17 protein-coding genes are annotated in these 18,240 nt (G+C 62.3%); 10 read left to right on the forward strand and 7 right to left on the reverse strand.

Annotated elements, in window-relative coordinates:
• The first annotated feature begins 7 nt into the window (after nucleotides 1-7).
• The 5 genes from CK501_RS00890 (at nucleotide 8) to CK501_RS00910 (ending at nucleotide 6,516) form a co-directional block, all read left to right on the forward strand.
• A complete protein-coding gene (locus CK501_RS00890; protein WP_095615843.1) occupies nucleotides 8-667 on the forward strand; it encodes a methylamine utilization protein in 660 nt (219 codons plus the stop codon).
• Entirely contained in the window at nucleotides 667-3,021 is a 2,355-nt protein-coding gene (locus CK501_RS00895) for a putative bifunctional diguanylate cyclase/phosphodiesterase (RefSeq protein ID WP_095615844.1), read from the forward strand. The genes CK501_RS00890 and CK501_RS00895 overlap by 1 nt, the downstream gene beginning before the upstream one ends.
• Nucleotides 3,018-3,890 carry a DUF3034 family protein gene (locus CK501_RS00900; RefSeq protein WP_095615845.1) on the forward strand — a complete coding sequence of 291 codons (873 nt, stop codon included), beginning with the start codon at nucleotides 3,018-3,020 and terminating at the stop codon, nucleotides 3,888-3,890. The genes CK501_RS00895 and CK501_RS00900 overlap by 4 nt, the downstream gene beginning before the upstream one ends.
• Before the next feature lie 2 nt (nucleotides 3,891-3,892).
• A complete protein-coding gene (locus CK501_RS00905) occupies nucleotides 3,893-4,339 on the forward strand; it encodes a group I truncated hemoglobin (protein WP_095615846.1) in 447 nt (148 codons plus the stop codon).
• A 65-nt stretch (nucleotides 4,340-4,404) separates the two neighbouring features.
• A complete protein-coding gene (locus CK501_RS00910; protein WP_095615847.1) occupies nucleotides 4,405-6,516 on the forward strand; it encodes a HelD family protein in 2,112 nt (703 codons plus the stop codon).
• 122 nt (nucleotides 6,517-6,638) lie between these two features.
• Here the strand turns inward: CK501_RS00910 and CK501_RS16795 are convergent, their stop codons facing one another.
• The 5 genes from CK501_RS16795 to crp all read right to left on the reverse strand — a co-directional run bounded on the left by CK501_RS16795 (nucleotide 6,639) and on the right by crp (nucleotide 8,937).
• The gene (locus CK501_RS16795; protein ID WP_158223005.1) at nucleotides 6,639-6,809 is read right to left on the reverse strand and encodes a hypothetical protein; all 171 of its coding nucleotides are present in this window, start codon (nucleotides 6,807-6,809) and stop codon (nucleotides 6,639-6,641) included.
• 131 nt (nucleotides 6,810-6,940) lie between these two features.
• Complete coding sequence (locus CK501_RS00915) at nucleotides 6,941-7,144, reverse strand: hypothetical protein (protein ID WP_095615848.1); 204 nt, start codon at nucleotides 7,142-7,144, stop codon at nucleotides 6,941-6,943.
• Nucleotides 7,141-7,449 (reverse strand): BrnT family toxin, encoded by a 309-nt coding sequence (locus tag CK501_RS00920; RefSeq protein ID WP_095615849.1) that lies wholly within the window; start codon nucleotides 7,447-7,449, stop codon nucleotides 7,141-7,143. Before CK501_RS00920 ends, CK501_RS00915 begins: the two co-directional genes overlap by 4 nt.
• Nucleotides 7,450-7,681: 232 nt before the next feature.
• A complete protein-coding gene (locus CK501_RS00925) occupies nucleotides 7,682-8,296 on the reverse strand; it encodes a glutathione S-transferase family protein (protein ID WP_095615850.1) in 615 nt (204 codons plus the stop codon).
• The gene (crp, locus tag CK501_RS00930) at nucleotides 8,296-8,937 is read right to left on the reverse strand and encodes a cAMP-activated global transcriptional regulator CRP (RefSeq protein ID WP_095615851.1); all 642 of its coding nucleotides are present in this window, start codon (nucleotides 8,935-8,937) and stop codon (nucleotides 8,296-8,298) included. The genes CK501_RS00925 and crp overlap by 1 nt, the downstream gene beginning before the upstream one ends.
• A gap of 305 nt (nucleotides 8,938-9,242) precedes the next feature.
• Here crp and CK501_RS00935 point away from each other — a divergent pair, with 305 nt between their 5' ends.
• The 5 genes from CK501_RS00935 (at nucleotide 9,243) to CK501_RS00955 (ending at nucleotide 14,395) form a co-directional block, all read left to right on the forward strand.
• Nucleotides 9,243-9,662 carry an OsmC family protein gene (locus tag CK501_RS00935; protein ID WP_095616570.1) on the forward strand — a complete coding sequence of 140 codons (420 nt, stop codon included), beginning with the start codon at nucleotides 9,243-9,245 and terminating at the stop codon, nucleotides 9,660-9,662.
• A 343-nt stretch (nucleotides 9,663-10,005) separates the two neighbouring features.
• Entirely contained in the window at nucleotides 10,006-10,797 is a 792-nt protein-coding gene (speD, locus tag CK501_RS00940; RefSeq protein ID WP_095615852.1) for an adenosylmethionine decarboxylase, read from the forward strand.
• A 192-nt stretch (nucleotides 10,798-10,989) separates the two neighbouring features.
• Nucleotides 10,990-12,555 (forward strand): flavin-containing monooxygenase, encoded by a 1,566-nt coding sequence (locus tag CK501_RS00945; protein ID WP_095615853.1) that lies wholly within the window; start codon nucleotides 10,990-10,992, stop codon nucleotides 12,553-12,555.
• Entirely contained in the window at nucleotides 12,552-13,415 is an 864-nt protein-coding gene (locus tag CK501_RS00950; protein ID WP_095615854.1) for an SDR family NAD(P)-dependent oxidoreductase, read from the forward strand. The genes CK501_RS00945 and CK501_RS00950 overlap by 4 nt, the downstream gene beginning before the upstream one ends.
• Entirely contained in the window at nucleotides 13,415-14,395 is a 981-nt protein-coding gene (locus CK501_RS00955; RefSeq protein ID WP_095615855.1) for an alpha/beta fold hydrolase, read from the forward strand. The genes CK501_RS00950 and CK501_RS00955 overlap by 1 nt, the downstream gene beginning before the upstream one ends.
• Before the next feature lie 9 nt (nucleotides 14,396-14,404).
• Here the strand turns inward: CK501_RS00955 and CK501_RS00960 are convergent, their stop codons facing one another.
• The gene (locus CK501_RS00960) at nucleotides 14,405-15,274 is read right to left on the reverse strand and encodes a phosphoribulokinase (RefSeq protein WP_095615856.1); all 870 of its coding nucleotides are present in this window, start codon (nucleotides 15,272-15,274) and stop codon (nucleotides 14,405-14,407) included.
• 81 nt (nucleotides 15,275-15,355) lie between these two features.
• Nucleotides 15,356-18,181 carry a DUF1631 family protein gene (locus CK501_RS00965; RefSeq protein WP_095615857.1) on the reverse strand — a complete coding sequence of 942 codons (2,826 nt, stop codon included), beginning with the start codon at nucleotides 18,179-18,181 and terminating at the stop codon, nucleotides 15,356-15,358.
• Nucleotides 18,182-18,240 lie beyond the last annotated feature (59 nt).

Raw genomic sequence — 18,240 nt, forward strand, 5'->3', positions numbered from 1 at the left:
TTGGGCCATGAGATCCCTGTCCCCCCGCCCACTATGGTTCGCCATACTCGGCGCCCTTGTTCTTCCCGCTGTCTCCGTTGCTGAATCACTGACCATCACTGTGCTCGAAGAGGACACCAGCCAGCCCGTTGAAGGCGCTGTGGTCACCCTGCCCGGAGCCAATGCCCCCTCACCGGGCACCTTCACCATCGCCCAGGAAGACCGCGCCTTTCAGCCCGGGGTGCTGGTGATTCCGGCCGGCTCCGAGGTGAACTTCCCCAACCGGGACAACACCCAGCACCACGTGTACTCCTTTTCCAGCGCGAAGACATTCGACATCGAGCTCTACGCCGGCGAGCCGGAATCCCCCATCCACTTCGACCAGAGTGGTATTGTCGAGATCGGGTGCAACATCCACGATCACATGCAGGGCTTCATCCTTGTCACTGATCGCCCCCATTACGGGCGGACCGATGCCAACGGTGAAGTGGTGTTTGAACGTGCTTCCGGCGGCAGCAGCCAGTCCCTCAATGCCGGGATCTGGCACCCGCGTCTCACTGAGACCGGACGGTTCCTCCATCACTCGTTCACGCCCGGGGATGAACCCCGGATCGCCATCGCACTCGAAGCGGAAGCCGAGGGTGGTGACGAACTCGACCAGCTCCAGCAGGAGTTCCAGGACCTCTGATGCGATCACTGCCTGAAACAGGCTTCCGCGCCCGCCTGATGCTGGCCATGCTGGCACTGGTCGTGCTCGCCAGTGGCAGTGTGGCCGCGGTGCTGATGTACAACCTTTTTGAGGAGGAAAAGGCCCGCGCGCAGGAACAGCTGGATGTCGCCGAAAGGGTGGCCAACGAGGTGATTGACGCACGCACGGACCTACTCGTTTCGAATCTCCAGATCGTCTCGCGGGACTTCGGCCTCAAATCCGCCATCGCCTCCAGGGATATCCCTACGATCACCAGCGCGCTCGAGAACCACAGCGCCCGCGCCAACGCCGACCTGGCCATGATCGCCGACGATGACGGCAACCTGATCGCTAACCTCGCAGATCTCGAGAACGGCGCCGCAATGCCGTTTGAGACCCTGTTCCGCAAGGCCCGCCAGGACGGCAGTGTCTCCGCCGTCACCCGTTGGCGGGACCAGGTCCTCCAGGTCCTGATGGTGCCCATTGAGGGAGGCGGCCTGAAGGCCTGGCTCATCGCCGGGTTCCGCCTGGACGATGACTTTGCCCGTCTCATCTCGGACCTCACCGCGACCGAGGTGGTCTTCCAGGCCACGGACGACGAAAACCGCATTCTCGGCGCCAGCCTGCCCGGGCCGGAACAGCCCACCGGAGCCATGGCCTCGGTGGCCGCAACAACCTCCGGCATGCATGAGAACAGCCAGTTCTTCATGCGCTCCATGAGCCTTGAGGGGATCGAGCGGACCCCGGTACAGGTCTGGCTGCTCAAGGACCGCGCCAGCGCCCTGTCACGCTACTACGCGCTCATCCTTGAGATGGCGACGGTCCTCGCCGTGGTCCTGGCGATTGCCAGCGGCGTCGTACTCGTCACCGCGCGCACCCTCGGGCGCCCCATATTCAAGCTGGCGCGCTTTGCCCAGGCTCTGGGCAACGATCGCCATACGGCCCCTCCCGAAATCAGGGTGCGTGGCGAGCCCCGGATCCTGCTGCGGTCACTGCTGACCATGCGCAGAAGCATCCTTGAACACGAGCAGCGGATTGAGCACGCGGCAACCCACGATACCCTTACGGGGCTGCCCAACTGGCGGGCCATCAGGGAGCAGCTCCAGCGTTACCTGGACAGCGGCAGGAAAGCCAGTGTCATCGCCATCAACCTCCCGGACATCAAGACCATCAATGACATGCTGGGCTTCCGGTTCGGCGACGAGACCCTGGTTGCGACCGCACTCAGACTGAACGGAATCCTGCTGACCCCCGGCGAACTTGCCCGAACCGGCGGCAGTCAGTTCATGGCGATACTGCCATCCCTTGATGAAAGAAGCCTTCAGGAACGTCTTGCATGGCTCAAGGAGCGCATTGAGACCTCTGTCGAAGTGTTTGGCAGTCCCATCCAGATCCATGTGGAGCTTGCAGCACTGGGCATGCCGGAACAGGCGAACACCATTGATGAGGTGCAGCGGCGCTTGGGTCTGACGCTGGAGCGCGCATCACACTCACCGAAACATATCGCCCTCTACACACCGGGCGGTGACGAAGAGCACCTGCGCGAGATCCAGTTGATCCGTGACCTCAGTGAGGCCATCCGGAACCGGCAACTGCACCTGAACTACCAACCCAAGGTGACAATGGATACAGGGAGTGTTGTCGGGGTGGAAGCACTGGTTCGCTGGCACCATCCCGAGCTGGGTTTCATCAGCCCGGAGGAGTTCATCCCCCTGGCTGAGAGCTCTGGCCAGACCCTGCTGCTGACAGAGCTGGTCATGGCCATGGCGGCGGAGGATCTCCGCTACTGGCAATCCGAGGGGCTGGACCTGAAACTGGCCATCAATCTGTCGGCACTGGACCTGACCAATCCGGGACTGCCGGAAAAAGTGCAGTACTATTTCCAGCACCTTGAAGGCGAGATGCACCGGCTGACCTTCGAGGTTACCGAAAGCGCCGTCATGCGCGACACCGGCGTAGCGCTCCGGACCCTGGAAAACCTTCGCGCCCTGGGCGTGACCCTGTCCGTCGACGACTTCGGGACGGGACACTCCTCGCTCGCCCAGCTGCGCCAGCTCCCGGTGCAGGAACTCAAGATCGACAAGTCCTTTGTCCTGAACATGGACACCGAAGAGCAGGACCAGCTCATCGTCAAATCCACCATCGACCTGGCCCACGGACTCCAGCTGCGGGTCTGTGCCGAGGGCATCGAGAACCATGCGAGCTGGAGAATGCTCCGGCAATGGGGCTGCGAACAGGCCCAGGGGTTCTTCATGGGCCGACCGATGCCCGCAGCGGACCTGCCCGACTGGGCCATTCGATATGAACAGTGGGCTCGCGAACAGGGGCTCAGCATCAGCGGAGATACGCCATGAAGACATCCCGGATACTGGCTCTGGGCCTGAGCCTGGCGCTAACCCCCCTGGCCAGCGCGGACCCACCTGGCAGCCGCCTCTGGGGAACCGGCGGCGTCACCAGCATCGAGGGCAGCGCAGGCGGTGGTCTCAGCCCCTGGGCAACTCTGGCGGGCTACGCCAGTGACGAGGAATGGGGCGGCACCGTCGCCCTCTCCCGGGCCAACACCCAGGACTACACGCTCAACGTCCAGGGAGCAGCCCTGAACTGGCACAACCGGATCGAGGTGAGCTTTGCCCGCCAGGAGCTGACGATGGACACCCTGGCATTCGAGCTCGACTTCAACGAAACGGACCTGACCCAGGACATCTTCGGCATCAAGGCCCGCCTGGCTGGTGACCTCATCTACAGCCCCTACGGCCAGTGGAGCCTGGGGGCCCAGCACAAGCGCCACCGGGTCTCCGAGATTCCCCTCAGCCAAGCTGTAGGAGCGGAAAACGATAGTGGCACGGACGTCTACCTCAGCGGCAGCAAACTCTTCCTCGCCGGCCCCTTTGGCCGCAACGTCGTGGTGAACGGCACACTTCGGGCCACCCGGGCCAACCAGGGCGGCCTGCTCGGCTTCGGCGGTGACCGTAATGACAGCCATGAACTGATGGCCGAGGCCAGCGCCGGTGTTTTCCTGCGCCGCGACTGGGTGGTAGGCGGCGAGTACCGACAGAAGCCGAACAACCTGGGGTTTGCCGGTGAGGATGACTGGTGGGACCTGTACGTAGCCTGGATCCCGGACCGGCGCCTGTCGGTCACCGCCGCCTGGGTGAACCTGGGCGACATTGCCGGCCTGGAATCCCAGGACGGCGCCTATCTGTCGATTGAAGGGAGCTTCTGACCATGCGAGCCCACACCCCGACCCTGACGGCCCTGTTCCTGGCCGCACTCATGACACTGCCGGCTCAGGCGCCCGCCGCGGACTCCGAACTCTACCAGGCGCTGGGCGAACGTTCAGGCATCTCGACCATCGTGAAGGATCTGTTGGGCCGGATCGCGGACGATGACCGCATCGCTCCCCAGTTCAAGGGCATCGACGTACGCCGCTTCCACCGCAACCTGACGGACCAGCTGTGCACCCTCAGCGGCGGCCCCTGCACCTACAGCGGCAAGGACATGCGGTCCGTCCACGCGGGCATGGGCGTCACCGAAACCCAGTTCAATGCCCTGGTGGAACAGCTGATCCGTGCCATGGAGGAGGAGGGCGTGCCGACCTGGGCCCAGAACCAGCTGCTGGCGGAACTGGTTCCCCTGCACGACCGGATTGTCGACGTACCCGCCCGGGAGTGAAAGACGGTACGCCGGTCCGTTAGAATCCACACCTCAAGCCAGAACGAACCGGACACGACCCGCCCATGACCAGCCACGAGCAAGCGCCCACGCCTGCCGAAGCGGAAGAACAGCAGAACCTGGACGACATTCAGGACCGCCTCGAGCGCGCCATCGACGAGGCCAACCAGCGCCTGGAGCACTATAAAAAAGAGATCCAGTCCCAGAAGGAATACCTCTGGGAAAGTCGTGACGAGATGGACCACATCGAGAAGATCAGCCAGCGCGAGTCCATCCAGCAGGCGGTCTCCACCGGCGACAACGTCCTCGCCCAGAAGCAGCGCTTTCTCAAGCTCCAGCGCACCCCCTACTTCGGGCGCTTCGATTTCCAGCGTGACGGCCACTCCGAGCCGGAACCGACCTATGTAGGCGTGCACCAGTTCTACGACGAGAACAGCCACCGCACCCTGGTCTACGACTGGCGTGCCCCCATCGCCACCCTGTTTTACGACTACGAGACCGGCGAAGCCCGGTACCAGGCGCCCGAGGGCGAGGTCAGCGGCGAGATCACCGCCAAGCGCCAGTTCCGCATACGCCACCGCACCATCGACATGCTGATCGAGAGCTCAGTGAACGTGGTGGATGACGTGCTGCAGGAGGAGCTCAGCCGCAGCTCCGACGACGGCATGAAAAACATCGTCGCCACCATCCAGCGCGACCAGAACGCCATCATCCGCAACGAACACGCGCCGGCGCTGATCATCCAGGGCGTGGCCGGCTCCGGCAAGACGTCCATCGCCCTGCACCGCATCGCCTTCCTGCTGTACCGGTTCAAGGACACCCTGAGCTCGGACGACATCCTCATCATCTCCCCCAACCGGGTGTTCGCGGACTACATCTCGAATGTGCTGCCGGAACTGGGCGAGGAGTCCGTGCACGAAGTGGGCATGGATGACCTGGCAGACGAACTGCTGGACAGCCAGTACCGTTTCCAGACCTTCTTCGAACAGACCACGGCCCTGCTGGAGAAAGACGACGACGCCCTCAAGGAACGCCTGCGCTACAAGGCCTCGCCGGAATTCCTGAAGCAGCTCGACGCCTACATCAACGAGGTGGAGAAGAGCCGCTTCGCCGCCGAGGACCTGTGGATCGCCCGGCGGCTGGTCCCGGGCTGGCTGCTGGAGGAAACCTTCCGCAAGCACCGCAAGCTCGGCACGAAGGAACGGGTGCGGCAGGTGACGAAGGAGATCGAGCAGAAGATCGGCATCCAGTACAACTACGACCTGATGCCCAACGAGCGCCGGGAACTGCAGGAGAAAATCCAGGGCATGGTGAAGCAGTCCAGCCTGCGCGAGACCTACAAGCAGTTCTACACCTGGCTGGGCCAGCCGGAACTGTTCACCACCGCCTCCAGGGGCCGCCTGGAATACTCGGACGTGTTCCCGCTGATCTACCTGAAGATGCGGCTGGAAGGCATCCGGTCGCGCTACCGGAACGTGAAACACCTGCTGGTGGACGAGATGCAGGACTATACCCCGGTGCAGTACGCGGTGATCGCGAGCCTGTTCAAGTGCAACAAGACCATCCTCGGCGACGCCAACCAGTCCATCAACCCCTACAGCGGCTCAACGGCGGAGCGGATCAAGGGCGTCATGCCGGAGGCCACCCGGGTCACGCTGACCAAGAGCTACCGTTCCAGCTACGAGATCACCCTCTTCGCCCAGGCCATTGCCCCCAACCCGGAGCTGGAAGCGGTCAAGCGCCATGGCGAGGCGCCCACCGTGAACGGCTACCGGACCCGGCGCGAGGAGTTCGACGCCATCGCGGCGACCTGCACAGCCTTCCAGGCCTCTGAAAACAACACACTTGGGATCCTCTGCCGCACACAGAAGCAGGCAAAGCAGGTGTACGAGGCGTTGGCGGAGCGGATTGACGGTGTGCGCCTGGTCTCCGAGACCGAGGGCGCCTTCGCCATGGGTGTGATGGTCTCCACCGTACACATGGCGAAAGGGCTGGAGTTCGATGAGGTGATCGTGCCGGACGTCAGTGCAAAGACCTACCACCGTCCCATGGACCAGGCCCTGCTCTATGTTGCGTGCACCCGGGCCATGCACCGTCTGACGCTGACCCATATGGGCCAGCCGTCAGAGTTCTTACCGATACTGCCAATTGATGAAACCACTAGCGCCGCTGACTAACAGACTTCCCAGCCCTCTCACGTTCCCTGACGGCAAATTCCATCGCTTTTCGACGGGCCTCCTCTGGTGATACTTCACCAACCAATGGCCTCGTCTGTTTCTCTCTTTCCGTAGGCGCTCTGTTACTCGGTTTCATCATCCTCCTCCCCGGAAATATCCTCCATATCGCCACCAGAAGCTAGTGCATCCGGCTCGTCTTCCGTGGTCTCGGAATAACGGGCCCGTTCCTCGGCAGCACGCTGTTCAATCTCCTCAAGCGCCCACTTCCTTTGAGGCCTCCTTTGACGAAACACTCTCCTGCTCTACCCGTTACCCATTCATGAGTTTTCCAGGGGGTTTCTTGCCGTGCTTCTGCTCCGCAACAAGCTTGGCGAAGTTCGAGCGCCCTTTCTGGGACCTTGCCTCTTCCAACGTTACTCGAGTTCTACGATCGGTCTCTTTCATCAGTAGTCATCCCTGCTAATTCAAATTCAGCGAGCTCCTGATCGGTCAGATGATAGAGGTCCGGGTCTTCCTCAATCATCCGAGCGATTTCTTCCTCCGATACCTCTCTGAATTTCCTGGAATCAGAGAGGCTTTTAAGTTTTCTGGCCTGCTCCAGACTGACACGCCTTGTCGATTCGGTCATGAAGATTTTCCTCTCTTAAACGTCCTGAGCCGGTATTGCTCAATTTCCTTGTGGTTTGCAGGTCTAGCAGAAATAATCCGATTGACGGGCTGGCCTTCTTCATAAACCCGCACTGTATACACTACAAAAAGAACACCCAGTGGCCCTCGGCCAATTGTCTGGTAGCGAATTTCCCCATAGCTGAAACGCGTATCTTTTCGTTCCTGTCTGAACGGATCATCCCAGATGAGAGCCGCATCAAGGAAGTCAATCCCCCGCTTTAAAAGCGTCGACTGCCGCTTGTTTTCATCCCATTCAAATTCCATTTTATGCTCCTTGCGTCAATTCCATAAACGCGACGAATACGACCGTAACTCCGGCCCTTAATTGGGAAGAACTGGAAGAAAAATCTAGGAGGGCGACTACTGCTCCCTGCGCGTGGTTCTGTCCCTGATCGTCGGAAGATTATCTATATTCGTTTATATTCACAACCCATACAGGCAACCGGCAGCTCCTTCATCCAAAACAGCTGTTCTCGTCCTCAAGCGCTGACTCTGGTCAGACTTTAGCGGACTCACGTTGCGAAATCCGGTCGTACCAGGCCTGCAGGTTGGTCTGGTCCGGCTGGATGCCGATCTTGTTGACCTTGTTGAAGTCAACGGTACACAGGGCACTGATGTCCGCTGCGGTGAAGTGGTCTCCCACGATGAACTCACGCCCTTCCAGGTGCTTGTTCAGGAAGTGCATGAATTTCTCCACGCCCTTGCGGCATTCCTCGCCCCATTCGGGGAACGGCGTCATCCGGTCCTTGAATACGCCACTCGTATGCTGGAAGCACATGCCGGTCGGCATGAAGAAGTAGAGCTCAAGCCAGCGCAGCCACTGCTCAATCCTGGCCTTGTCGAGCGCATCCTTGCCCATCAGCGGCGGCTGCGGGTGCAGTTCCTCAAAATAGCGGCAGATGGCCATGGTCTCTGAGATACAGGTGCCGTCATCGAGTTCCAGCACCGGGACCTTCTTCATCGGGTTCTTCTGGGCGAATTCCGGCGTCAGGTTTTCCCCCTGCTGAAGATCCATTTCAACGAATTCGGCCTGATCAAGAATGCCCTTTTCGGCCATGAACATACGTACGCGCCGCGGGTTCGGCGCTTTCTTCATTTCGTAGATTTTCATCATCGGGTTCCGTAGACAACCATGGTTTTACCGGAGACCTGCACGAGGCCCTGGTCTTCGAGGGTTTTCAGGACGCGGCCCACCATCTCGCGGGAGCAGCCCACGATGCGGCCGATTTCCTGGCGGGTGATCTTGATCTGCATGCCGTCCGGGTGCGTCATGGCATCCGGTTCCTCGCACAGGTCGAGGAGGGTACGCGCCACACGGCCGGTCACATCGAGGAAGGCCAGATCGCCGACCTTACGCGTGGTCTGGCGCAGGCGCGAGGCCATCTGTTCGCCGATGAAGTACAGGACCTTCGGGTCTTCCTGGGAGATCTCGCGGAACTTGGTGTAGCTGATCTCGGCAACCTCGCACTCGGTCTTGGCCTTCACCCAGGCGCTGCGCGAGTCCATGTTGTCGAACAGGCCCATTTCGCCGAAGAAGTCGCCGGCGTTGAGGTAGGCCATGATCATCTCGCGGCCGTCATCGTCCTCGATGATGACGGTGACCGAGCCCTTGACGATGTAGAACAGTGAGTCGCTCTTATCGCCGGCGTAGATGATGGTGCTCTTTGCCGGGTAACGCCGCCGGTGGCACTGGGACAGGAAGTAGTCCAGGTGCTTGGTCTTGTTGTCGACGGGTCTGGCAATACTGGTCATGATGGCATCCTGATTCTGTTATGGACGTTTCCGTTCTGGCCCCGGCGGGGCATCTCCTTTTGATAGCACCCAGTATAGAACAGCACAAGGGGTTCGTCGTTCCGATGGCTTAACCCATACTTTTCGCCCTGTGGTAGCCTTTCATCCTCGCAGCATGAGGCGCGGCCGGGGAGTGTCATACGGGAACCGCCACTAGTACATCCATGTAGGCTACGCGGTGGCCATCCATGGCCACCGAGTTTCCCGTATGACACTCCCCGACCACACCTTTTTCAACGTTATGGGAGAGCGCCACTACTATGGGTATGAGTACTACAATCAACTGGACCGGCGCCGCCAGCTTCCGCGCCACCACCGGCTCCGGCCACGAGATCCAGCTGGACGGACCGCCGGACCACGGCGGCGAAAACCAGGGCGCACGGCCCATGGAAATGATGCTCGTCGGCATCGGCGGCTGCACCTCGTTCGACGTCATGAGCATCCTCCAGAAATCCCGCCAGAACGTCACCGACTGCCGCGCGGAAGTCACCGCCGAGCGTGCGGATACCGTGCCGTCGGTCTTCACGAAGATCCATATCCATTTCCACGTCACCGGCCAGGACCTGAACGAGAAACGCGTGGCCCGCGCCATCCAGCTGTCCGCGGAGCAGTACTGCTCGGCCTCCATCATGCTGGAGAAGGCGGGCGTTGAGATCACGCATGACTACACGATCCATGAGGGTTGAAAGTCGATCTTTCAGGTTGCAGGTCTAGGCATAGAAGTCACCTGAAAAAAGAGGTCTCGGGCACCAACACGCTATAAGCAGCGAAATCGGTGGCAGGGCTCGGAGGGAAACTCGGTGGCCATGGATGGCCACCGGTAGCCTACACGGATGTACTTGCGGCGGTTCCCGGAGAGCCCTGCCACCGAGTTCGCTGCCGGCAGAGCAAAGTCAGTCTTGCGACAGAGAGCCAGAATCACTCCGGGAAATCCCTGAGACCCCGAACGGTGTTCAGCCCGGAGCCGGACAGGCATAATACCCGGCTTTACCGGCACAGCGAACAGGCAGAAAGTGGAGGGGCATGCCGATGGAACCCAAGCTGGAACTTCACGGCTTCAACAACCTGACCAAGTCCCTCAGCTTCAACATCTACGATATCTGCTACGCGCGCACCGAAGAGCAGCGCCAGGCGTACATCGAATACATCGATGAGATGTACAACGCCGAGCGCCTGACCCAGATCCTCACCGACGTGGTGAAGATCATCGGCGCCAACATCCTCAACATCGCGCACCAGGACTACGACCCCCATGGTGCCAGCGTCACCATGCTCATCGCCGAGCACGAGGAAGCCCCGGAAGGCAACATCAGCGAAGCCTCCCCCGGCCCGCTGCCGGAAACCCTCGTAGGCCACCTCGACAAGAGCCACGTTACCGTCCACACCTACCCGGAAAGCCACCCCTACGAGGGCATCAGCACCTTCCGGGCGGACATCGACGTCTCCACCTGCGGCCTCATCTCACCGCTGAAGGCGCTGAACTACCTGATCCACAGCTTCGACTCCGACATCGTCACCGTGGACTACCGCGTGCGCGGCTTCACCCGGGACGTCAACGGCAAGAAGCACTACAGCGACCACGAGATGAGCTCCATCCAGGATTACCTCACCGAGGACACCCGCGCCGCGTACCAGATGATGGACGTGAACGTGTACCAGGATAACCTTTTCCACACCAAGATGATCCTGCGCGAGTTCAACCTCGACAACTACGTCTTCGGGGTGAACGCGGCCGACCTGGACAAGGAAGAAGCCGACGATATCCACCAGCGCCTGCAGAAGGAAATGCTGGAGATCTTCTACTCCCGCAACCTGCCCTGAACCCCGGCCCCCCCTCCTCTACACACCCGTTATCCCTGCTGACTCCGCACCCGGTCCCGGGTGCCAATGGGCACATTCCTGCATACCGTTACATTGCTGAATGTCACTTTCTTCACTGAAAGTCTTTACACCGAGGTATACATTCGTCTACGTTGGTAGACAGATGTATACAGGCAAGCAGGGAGAAGGCCCATGGCCCAACAACAACATGGCACCATCGCGACCCGGCACACCCAGGTGGCCATCATCGGCTCCGGTTTTTCCGGGCTGGGTATGGCCATCCGGCTCAAGGGCGAGGGCCGGCACAGCTTCCGGATCTTCGAGAAGGACGACGGCATCGGCGGCACCTGGCGGCAGAACCACTACCCCGGGTGCGCCTGCGACGTGCAGTCCCACGTCTACTCCTATTCCTTCGAGCCCAATCCGGAGTGGACGCGGATGTTCGCGCCCCAGGAGGAGATCCGCCAGTACCTGGAACACTGCGCCGACAAGTACCGGATCCGCCCCCATATCCACCTGAACACGCCCCTGACCGAGGCCAAATGGGATGAATCCAGGGCCCTCTGGCAGCTGAAGGACAACCACGGGCGTGATTTCACCGCCAGCGTCCTTGTCTCCGGCATGGGCGCCCTGTCGATTCCGGCCTATCCCGACATCCCGGGCACGGACCGCTTCCAGGGCAAGGCCTTCCACTCCCAGGACTGGGACCACGATTACGACCTGACCGGCAAGCGCGTTGCCGTGATCGGCACCGGCGCCTCGGCCATCCAGTTCGTCCCTGAAGTGCAGAAAGAGGCCGGGCAGCTCTACCTGTTCCAGCGCTCCGCCCCCTGGATCATGCCCAAGCCGGACCGTGAGATCAGCGAGAAGGAGCGCGGCATTTTCCGCCGCCTGCCAATGGTCCAGCAACTGGAACGCAAGGCGCTGTACTGGATGCTGGAGAGCCGGGTCGTGCCCATGCTGATCAACCCGAAGCTGCTCAAGGCCGCCCGGTATATGGCGAAATCCCATATCCGCCGCCAGATCAGCGACCCCGAGCTGCAGCGCAAGGTCACCCCGGATTACGAGTTCGGCTGCAAGCGGGTTCTGATGTCCAACAACTACTACCCGGCGCTGGACCAGCCCAATGTGGATGTCGTGACCGACGGCATCCAGGAGATCACCGAGACCGGGATCGTGACGACGGATGGCCAGCACCGTGAAATCGACGTGCTCATCTACGGCACTGGCTTCAAGTCCACGGACCCGGTCCCGAAAGGACTGATCAAGGGCCGTAATGGGCAGGACCTGAACGAGCTGTGGCAGGATGGCCCGGAAGCCTACAAGGGCGCCGCCATTTCCGGCTTCCCCAACCTGTTCATGGTCATGGGCCCGAACACCGGCCTGGGGCACAACTCCATGGTCTACATGATCGAATCCCAGATCCAGTACGTGATGGATGCCATCCGCACCATGGAAGAGAAGGACATCGACTGGGTCGATGTTAAGCACAGGACCCAGAGGCAGTACAACCAGCGGCTACAGGGCCGCCTGGATGGCTCCATCTGGAATGATGGGGGCTGCACCAGCTGGTATATCCATCCGGAGACGGGCAAGAACGTGGCCCTGTGGCCGGACTTCACCTTCCGCTTCAGCCGTCAGACACGCCAGTTCGACGCCGCCGCCTACCACGCCGGTACTGCCGGGGAGCAGGCCGGCACCGAATCCCATGGCCAGGCTCCATCAACCAAAGCCAAACTGGAGGAACAGCCCGCATGAAGTCCTTTTCCGGCAAGGTAGCCGCCGTTACCGGCGCGGGGTCCGGCATTGGCCGGGCCCTGGCCAGCGCACTGGCAGCCGAGGGCTGTCACCTCGCCCTGAGTGATGTGGACGCGGAGGGCCTGGCTGAAACCGCCCGCCTGTGTGAAAACCGGGGCGTCAACGTGACCAGCGCCACGGTCAATGTGGCCAGGCGCCGCGAGGTGGAAGACTGGGCCAAAAACGTGGTCCGGGACCACGGCCAGGTCAACCTGATCTTCAACAACGCCGGCGTGGCCCACGCGGGCTCCGTGGCCGAGTCCAGCTACACGGACTACAACTGGATCCTGGACATCAACTTCAAGGGCGTGCTCTATGGCACCAGAACCTTCCTGCCCTACCTGAAGGAAGCCCCCGGCGGCGGCCATGTGGTCAACATCTCCAGCATCTTCGGTCTCTTCGCCCAGCCCGGAATGAGCAGCTACAACGCCACCAAGTTCGCGGTGCGCGGATTCACTGAATCCCTCCGCCAGGAACTCGACATGGACGGTGGCAGCATCTCCGCCACCTGCGTCCACCCGGGTGGCATCAAGACCAACATCGCCCGTACCGCGCGCATGGACGCAAGCATGTCCGATCTCATGGGCGAGGAAACGGGCACACTGACGGCCAACTTCGAGAAGCTGTTCCGGACCACTGCGGATGACGCCGCACAGGCTATACTGAAGGCAGTGAAACGCAACCGCCGCAGGCTTCTGATCGGCACTGAAGCGCATGCCGCGGACTGGATGCAGCGGCTTATGCCCGCCGGCTACCAGAGCCTCGTGACCGGTGCGCTGAAGCTCAACCGCCAACGCCAGAACGCAGCACGGAGAAGCTGATGGAAGCGACCACCTTCAACGCGATACTGGACTCCCTTCAGGAGGTCAGCGACTCCTACCTGAAGGCACCCTCGGCCCAGCCGGACCGCGCAACGCTGGACCGCTGGCAACCAGCGACCAGCGCCTGGCAGAAGCTTCAGGCCATCAGCGGCTGGATTCCCGGCATCCAGGCGGAAAGCATCGAGATCGACGGGCACCGCATCCAGCACTGGCGCATCGGCTCCGGGCACGGAACGCCGGTGGTGCTGCTCCACGGTTTCGGCGCCAGCAAGGAGAACTGGGCCAGCCTGATTCCAGCCATCCGGCGCCGCAGTATGACCCTCTACCTGCCGGATCTGCCCGGGTTCGGCCAGAGCGACTACCACGCGGACGCCCGCTACACCTACGAGGTCCAGGCCCGGCGCATGGCGGAATGGGCCAGGCACCTGGCCCTGCCACCGGCGTTCTGGGTCGGCTCCTCCATGGGCGGTGCTGTCGGGGCCACCCTGGCCGCGAACCACCCCGAACACGTCGCCGGCCTGGTCCTGATGAATGCCGCAGGGATGGGCAGTGCCCGCCACAGCCCCATGGAAAGCCAGCTCATTGAGGGCCGTAACCCGCTGATCCCCGGTAACGCGGACGAAACCCGCACTCTCTTCCGCTACGCCACCTGGCGGGGGCGCGGGATATTCAGCCGTGTCATGCCCCTGGCGATGGGGCCGGAAATGCGCCACCGGCGCCCGGTCAACCAGCACCTGTTCATGGACATGATGCAGCCCCGCGAGCGCATCCCGGAGCTTCTGGAGCGGATCCAGGCGCCGGCACAGGTGATCTGGGGCGAACGTGACCAGGTACTGGACGTTTCCTGCGCCCACCACTACGGCGCACTGCTGCCCAATGCGGAAGTGACGGTGCTGCGGGGTATCGGCCACCTTCCGATGCTGGAGGCGCCACTGCAGACCGGCCGGCTGGTCCGCCGCTTCCTGCGCGACCACGGCTGAACACGGGCGCTACCAGGCGTAGCGCTTGTGCTCCATCAGCTCCAGTATCCGCGGCCTGAGGATCAGATCGATGGCCAGAGGCAGCTTGGGCCCCGGAATCACGAGCGTGTCCTGGCGTGACATGAAGCTCCCCGGAATCATCTGCAGCAGACGCTGGAAATCCACATCCGCGTAGTGGCGGAAGTGGACCACGATCATGCTCTCATCCGCGGACGGCACCTCCCGCACCACGAAGGGGTTCGAGGTGTCCACCGTGGGAACACGCTGGAAATTGATGTGGGTGTTGGAGAACTGCGGCACGATGTCCTGGACGTAGTCGTCCATGCGGTTGATGACCGTCTCCACCACTTCGTCCTGGCTGTAGCCCCTGTGATGGGTGTCCCGGTGGATCTTCTGGATCCATTCCAGATTGACGATGGGCACCACCCCAATCAGGAGATCCACATGGCCGGCCACGTCGTGCTGCTCCGTCTGCACGCCGCCATGCAACCCCTCGTAGAACAGCAGGTCGCAGTCCGCCGGCAGGTTCTGCCAGGGCGTAAAACTGCCCGGTTCATGACCCTCCGCGATCAGCTCGCGGTCGTCATCGTGCACGTATTCCCGGTACTGCCCGGTGCCGGTGCTGGCAAAATCCTGGAACAGGGCTTCCAGCTTGTCGATGTGGTTGGCTTCGAGGCTGAAATGGTTGAAGTCACCATAGTCGCCGCGCTCGGCAACCCGCGCCATCTCCTCCCGGGTATAGCGGTGAAAGCTGTCCCCGCTGACGGTGGCCGCATGCAGGCCTTCACTGACAAACAGCTTTCTGAAGGCACGCCCGGTAGTGGTGGTGCCGGCACCGGAGGAACCGGTGACCGCGATGATCGGGTACTGGCTGGACATGATCGAATGGCCCGCTCTGCACTGGGGGTCCCTGTTTCGGGAATCCGCTATGGTGCATGGGGGACCGACGGCTGGCAAGCCTCAATGGTGCAACAGCCGCGGCCGAGCGATGGCACTGCCCTGAGCATAGTCCACACCGAGCTCGCGCAGCCGCTCAATCCGCTGCGAACGGCTGACACCGGAAACAATCACTTCCGCCCCCAGCTGGTGGGCCGCCGTCACCACCGCCCCCAGCCTGGGCTCCTGGCCACCATCGTTCTCATCCCGGGCTCTGGCACGCACCCGGATCAGATCCACAGGCAGCCGCCTGACCAGGTACGCCAGTCCAGCATCGGTTTCATCCGCATCCAGGCAGATGCGACAGCCCAGCTCCCGCACCTCGCGCATGAACAGCGCCACGGTATCAGGGTCCGCGAGAGCGTCCGCGTCCGAGATGCAGAACCATAGGCGGTGCACGGGGCAGGGCTGGATCCGGAAAACCTCGTGGATGAATCGCACCAATCCCGGCTCCGTGAGCGTGTAGCCCAGCACCGGGATACAGATGCCCGGATCGGCTTCCGGCAGCGTCTGCATCGGGCGTGACAGGCAGTCCATTACCGCCTGCATCAGCCATTCATCCAGATTCCGGGCACCGGCGAAGCGTTCCGCCAGGGGAATCAGCTCCCGCGCCATCATCAGGTTGCCGTGCTCATCCGGCAGGGTCATCAGCAGCTCATACTGCGCGGCCATACGGGTTGACCCGTGAAGCGGGATGATCCGCTGGGCCTGAAGCATGAGCTCTTCCTGCCTCAACTGACCATTCCCTGCCAGCCGATCCACCAGCCGGCGTATATAGCGACTGCGTTCAGCAGGAACACTCGCAAAACGGAAGGCGGGTGGATATTCGAAAGGGGCCTGCCTGGCTGCGTCCTCCGCCAGGTGGTACCAGCGGGAGGCCGTCACGATGGCCGGATCACCCACGGCCACGCCGGCGCAGACATGATTGCCACCATCCAGGACCAGTGCATTGCACCGCTGCATCAGCAGGACCAGCCAGGACTCAAGATTCGCCCGCTGGCACCGGAAAGCCATCCGGCGCGCGCCAACCCGCCCGACCATACCACCCTTCCCGAGCTCCCGGCGCACTTCCCCCGCCAGGGCCGCCGCATCAGCACTGCGGTCCCATGACAGCACCACCAGTGCCTGCTCGCGGTCCAGTGGCGCGGTGTGCAGGACACGCTCCAGCCATCCCAGGAAGGTCTCCCGATCCGCGAGTCCGGTCTCGGGATCCAGCGTATGCTCACGGATCCGGCGTTCATAGAGCTGTTCCAGAAGCCGCCCCAGCGCCTCGTCCACGAGAGACAGATCCTGGCGCTTGACCGGGATAAGGGCGCCTTCAGCCACCTGATGGGCAAGCTCAGCCAGACTGAGGTCATACTGTTTGCGCCCCGAAGGCGTTACCAGCACAAACCGGCGGCGCCGGGCATTGGTCCAGGCCAGGCGCACCGGCGGCTGTCCATGGTGTCCGTCCATGAACCAGCTGCCGAGAGGCATTCCTTCCAGGCCGGGACGCCACAGCTTCAGCCACTCATCATCCGCTGACTCGTCCACATCCTGTGCGAACCCTTCGCTCAGACGGACCAACTCCTGAACGCCCGCTTCCCGGAGACAGGCGCTGAGCATGGCACGGGCCGAATCACAGTCGCCCTGGGCATCACAGATGGCCTCAAGCTGCGCGTTGACATCGTGGGCGCTGCACTCATTCGGGTACCGGTGATACGCCAGCACTGCATCCAGTAGCGCCAGCGCCTTCCGCCAGAGAGTGCTGGACTCCCCTTCATGGAGATGCAGAAGCACCAGGCGGTTGCGCCAGTCATTCTCGACAAACCGCAATACCGACAGAGGAATCGGTCCTCCCAGAAGACGGGCATCCAGTGCACTGTCGGTGGCGGTCTCTGCTTCCCGCAGGCGCTCGCTGCCCGCAACCGCCTTGGTCACCCGGCGCAGATTGCGCTGGTGCGCGTCATCGCGCTGCTGGAGCTCCGCGCTGAGAATCCCGGCCGCCTCGGCCAGGGCCTCTTCATCGGCTCCCTCTGGAGAACGCAGGGTCCGGAGCAACGCATCAGGCCAGGGGCCCGGACTCTCATGATCCGCGGTTTCGAGGTCGCCGATCCGGTTGAGCAGCTTCCGCAGGGGGTGGTCCTTGAGAGCCAGCGCGTCGGGTTTCCTCGCCAGACTCCGTTCGACCACCGGCGTCAGCCAGTCGAGCAGCGTCCGGCCACGCCCGGTCATACGGGGGCTCTCACCCATTGTCCGGATGAGGTCCGGAACCAGCTCTCCCGGAAAGACGCCGGAGCCTGACTCGCCGCCCCCGTAAAGACGGGCAATGGCCTCATGCATCGCAACCCCGCCCAGAGGTTCCTGGCGCATGGTTTCTGGTTCAATCAACGAGGGTACCGGTGGAATCGCAGCCTGCCGCACTGCCGCCTCCGCCTGGCGCCCACGGGCGCTGGCGGAAGGGGCCCGGCTCGGAATCACATCCGGAGCCCGATGGGGCCTGGATGGAGCCAGCCCGGCCTGGGCCAGCAACGTCTCGAACCCCTGAAGGGCATCGTCGGCGAAGTGGATTACCAGGAAACCGGGCCCTGAACGGACCACGTACCCACGAATCGTCTGCCAGCGGTCCAGAGTCCCGTGATGGAACTGGAGCCGGATACTCTCCCCCCCTGACTCCAGCCAGCTCCGGACCGCGGGTTCGCGCGAGGCGGGGTAGCGTATTGAAACCGCTTCCGAGGAGAAATCGGTCACCTGACAGAGCCAGGAAAGTCCCTGGGGCGTCACGGCCCTTACAGCGAGGCGGATATTGTGCCGGCGCGTATCACGTCGATCAGCGTTACGGCTGAGCAGTCCTGCGTTTCCCCTTTCCATGAGGTTGTTCCCTGCATTTCCGATAACGGCAGCAGCCTACGGTGATACCACATGGAGAG

Source organism: Halovibrio salipaludis (genome assembly GCF_002286965.1).
GTDB classification, from domain to species: Bacteria; Pseudomonadota; Gammaproteobacteria; order Pseudomonadales; family Oleiphilaceae; genus Halospina; species Halospina salipaludis.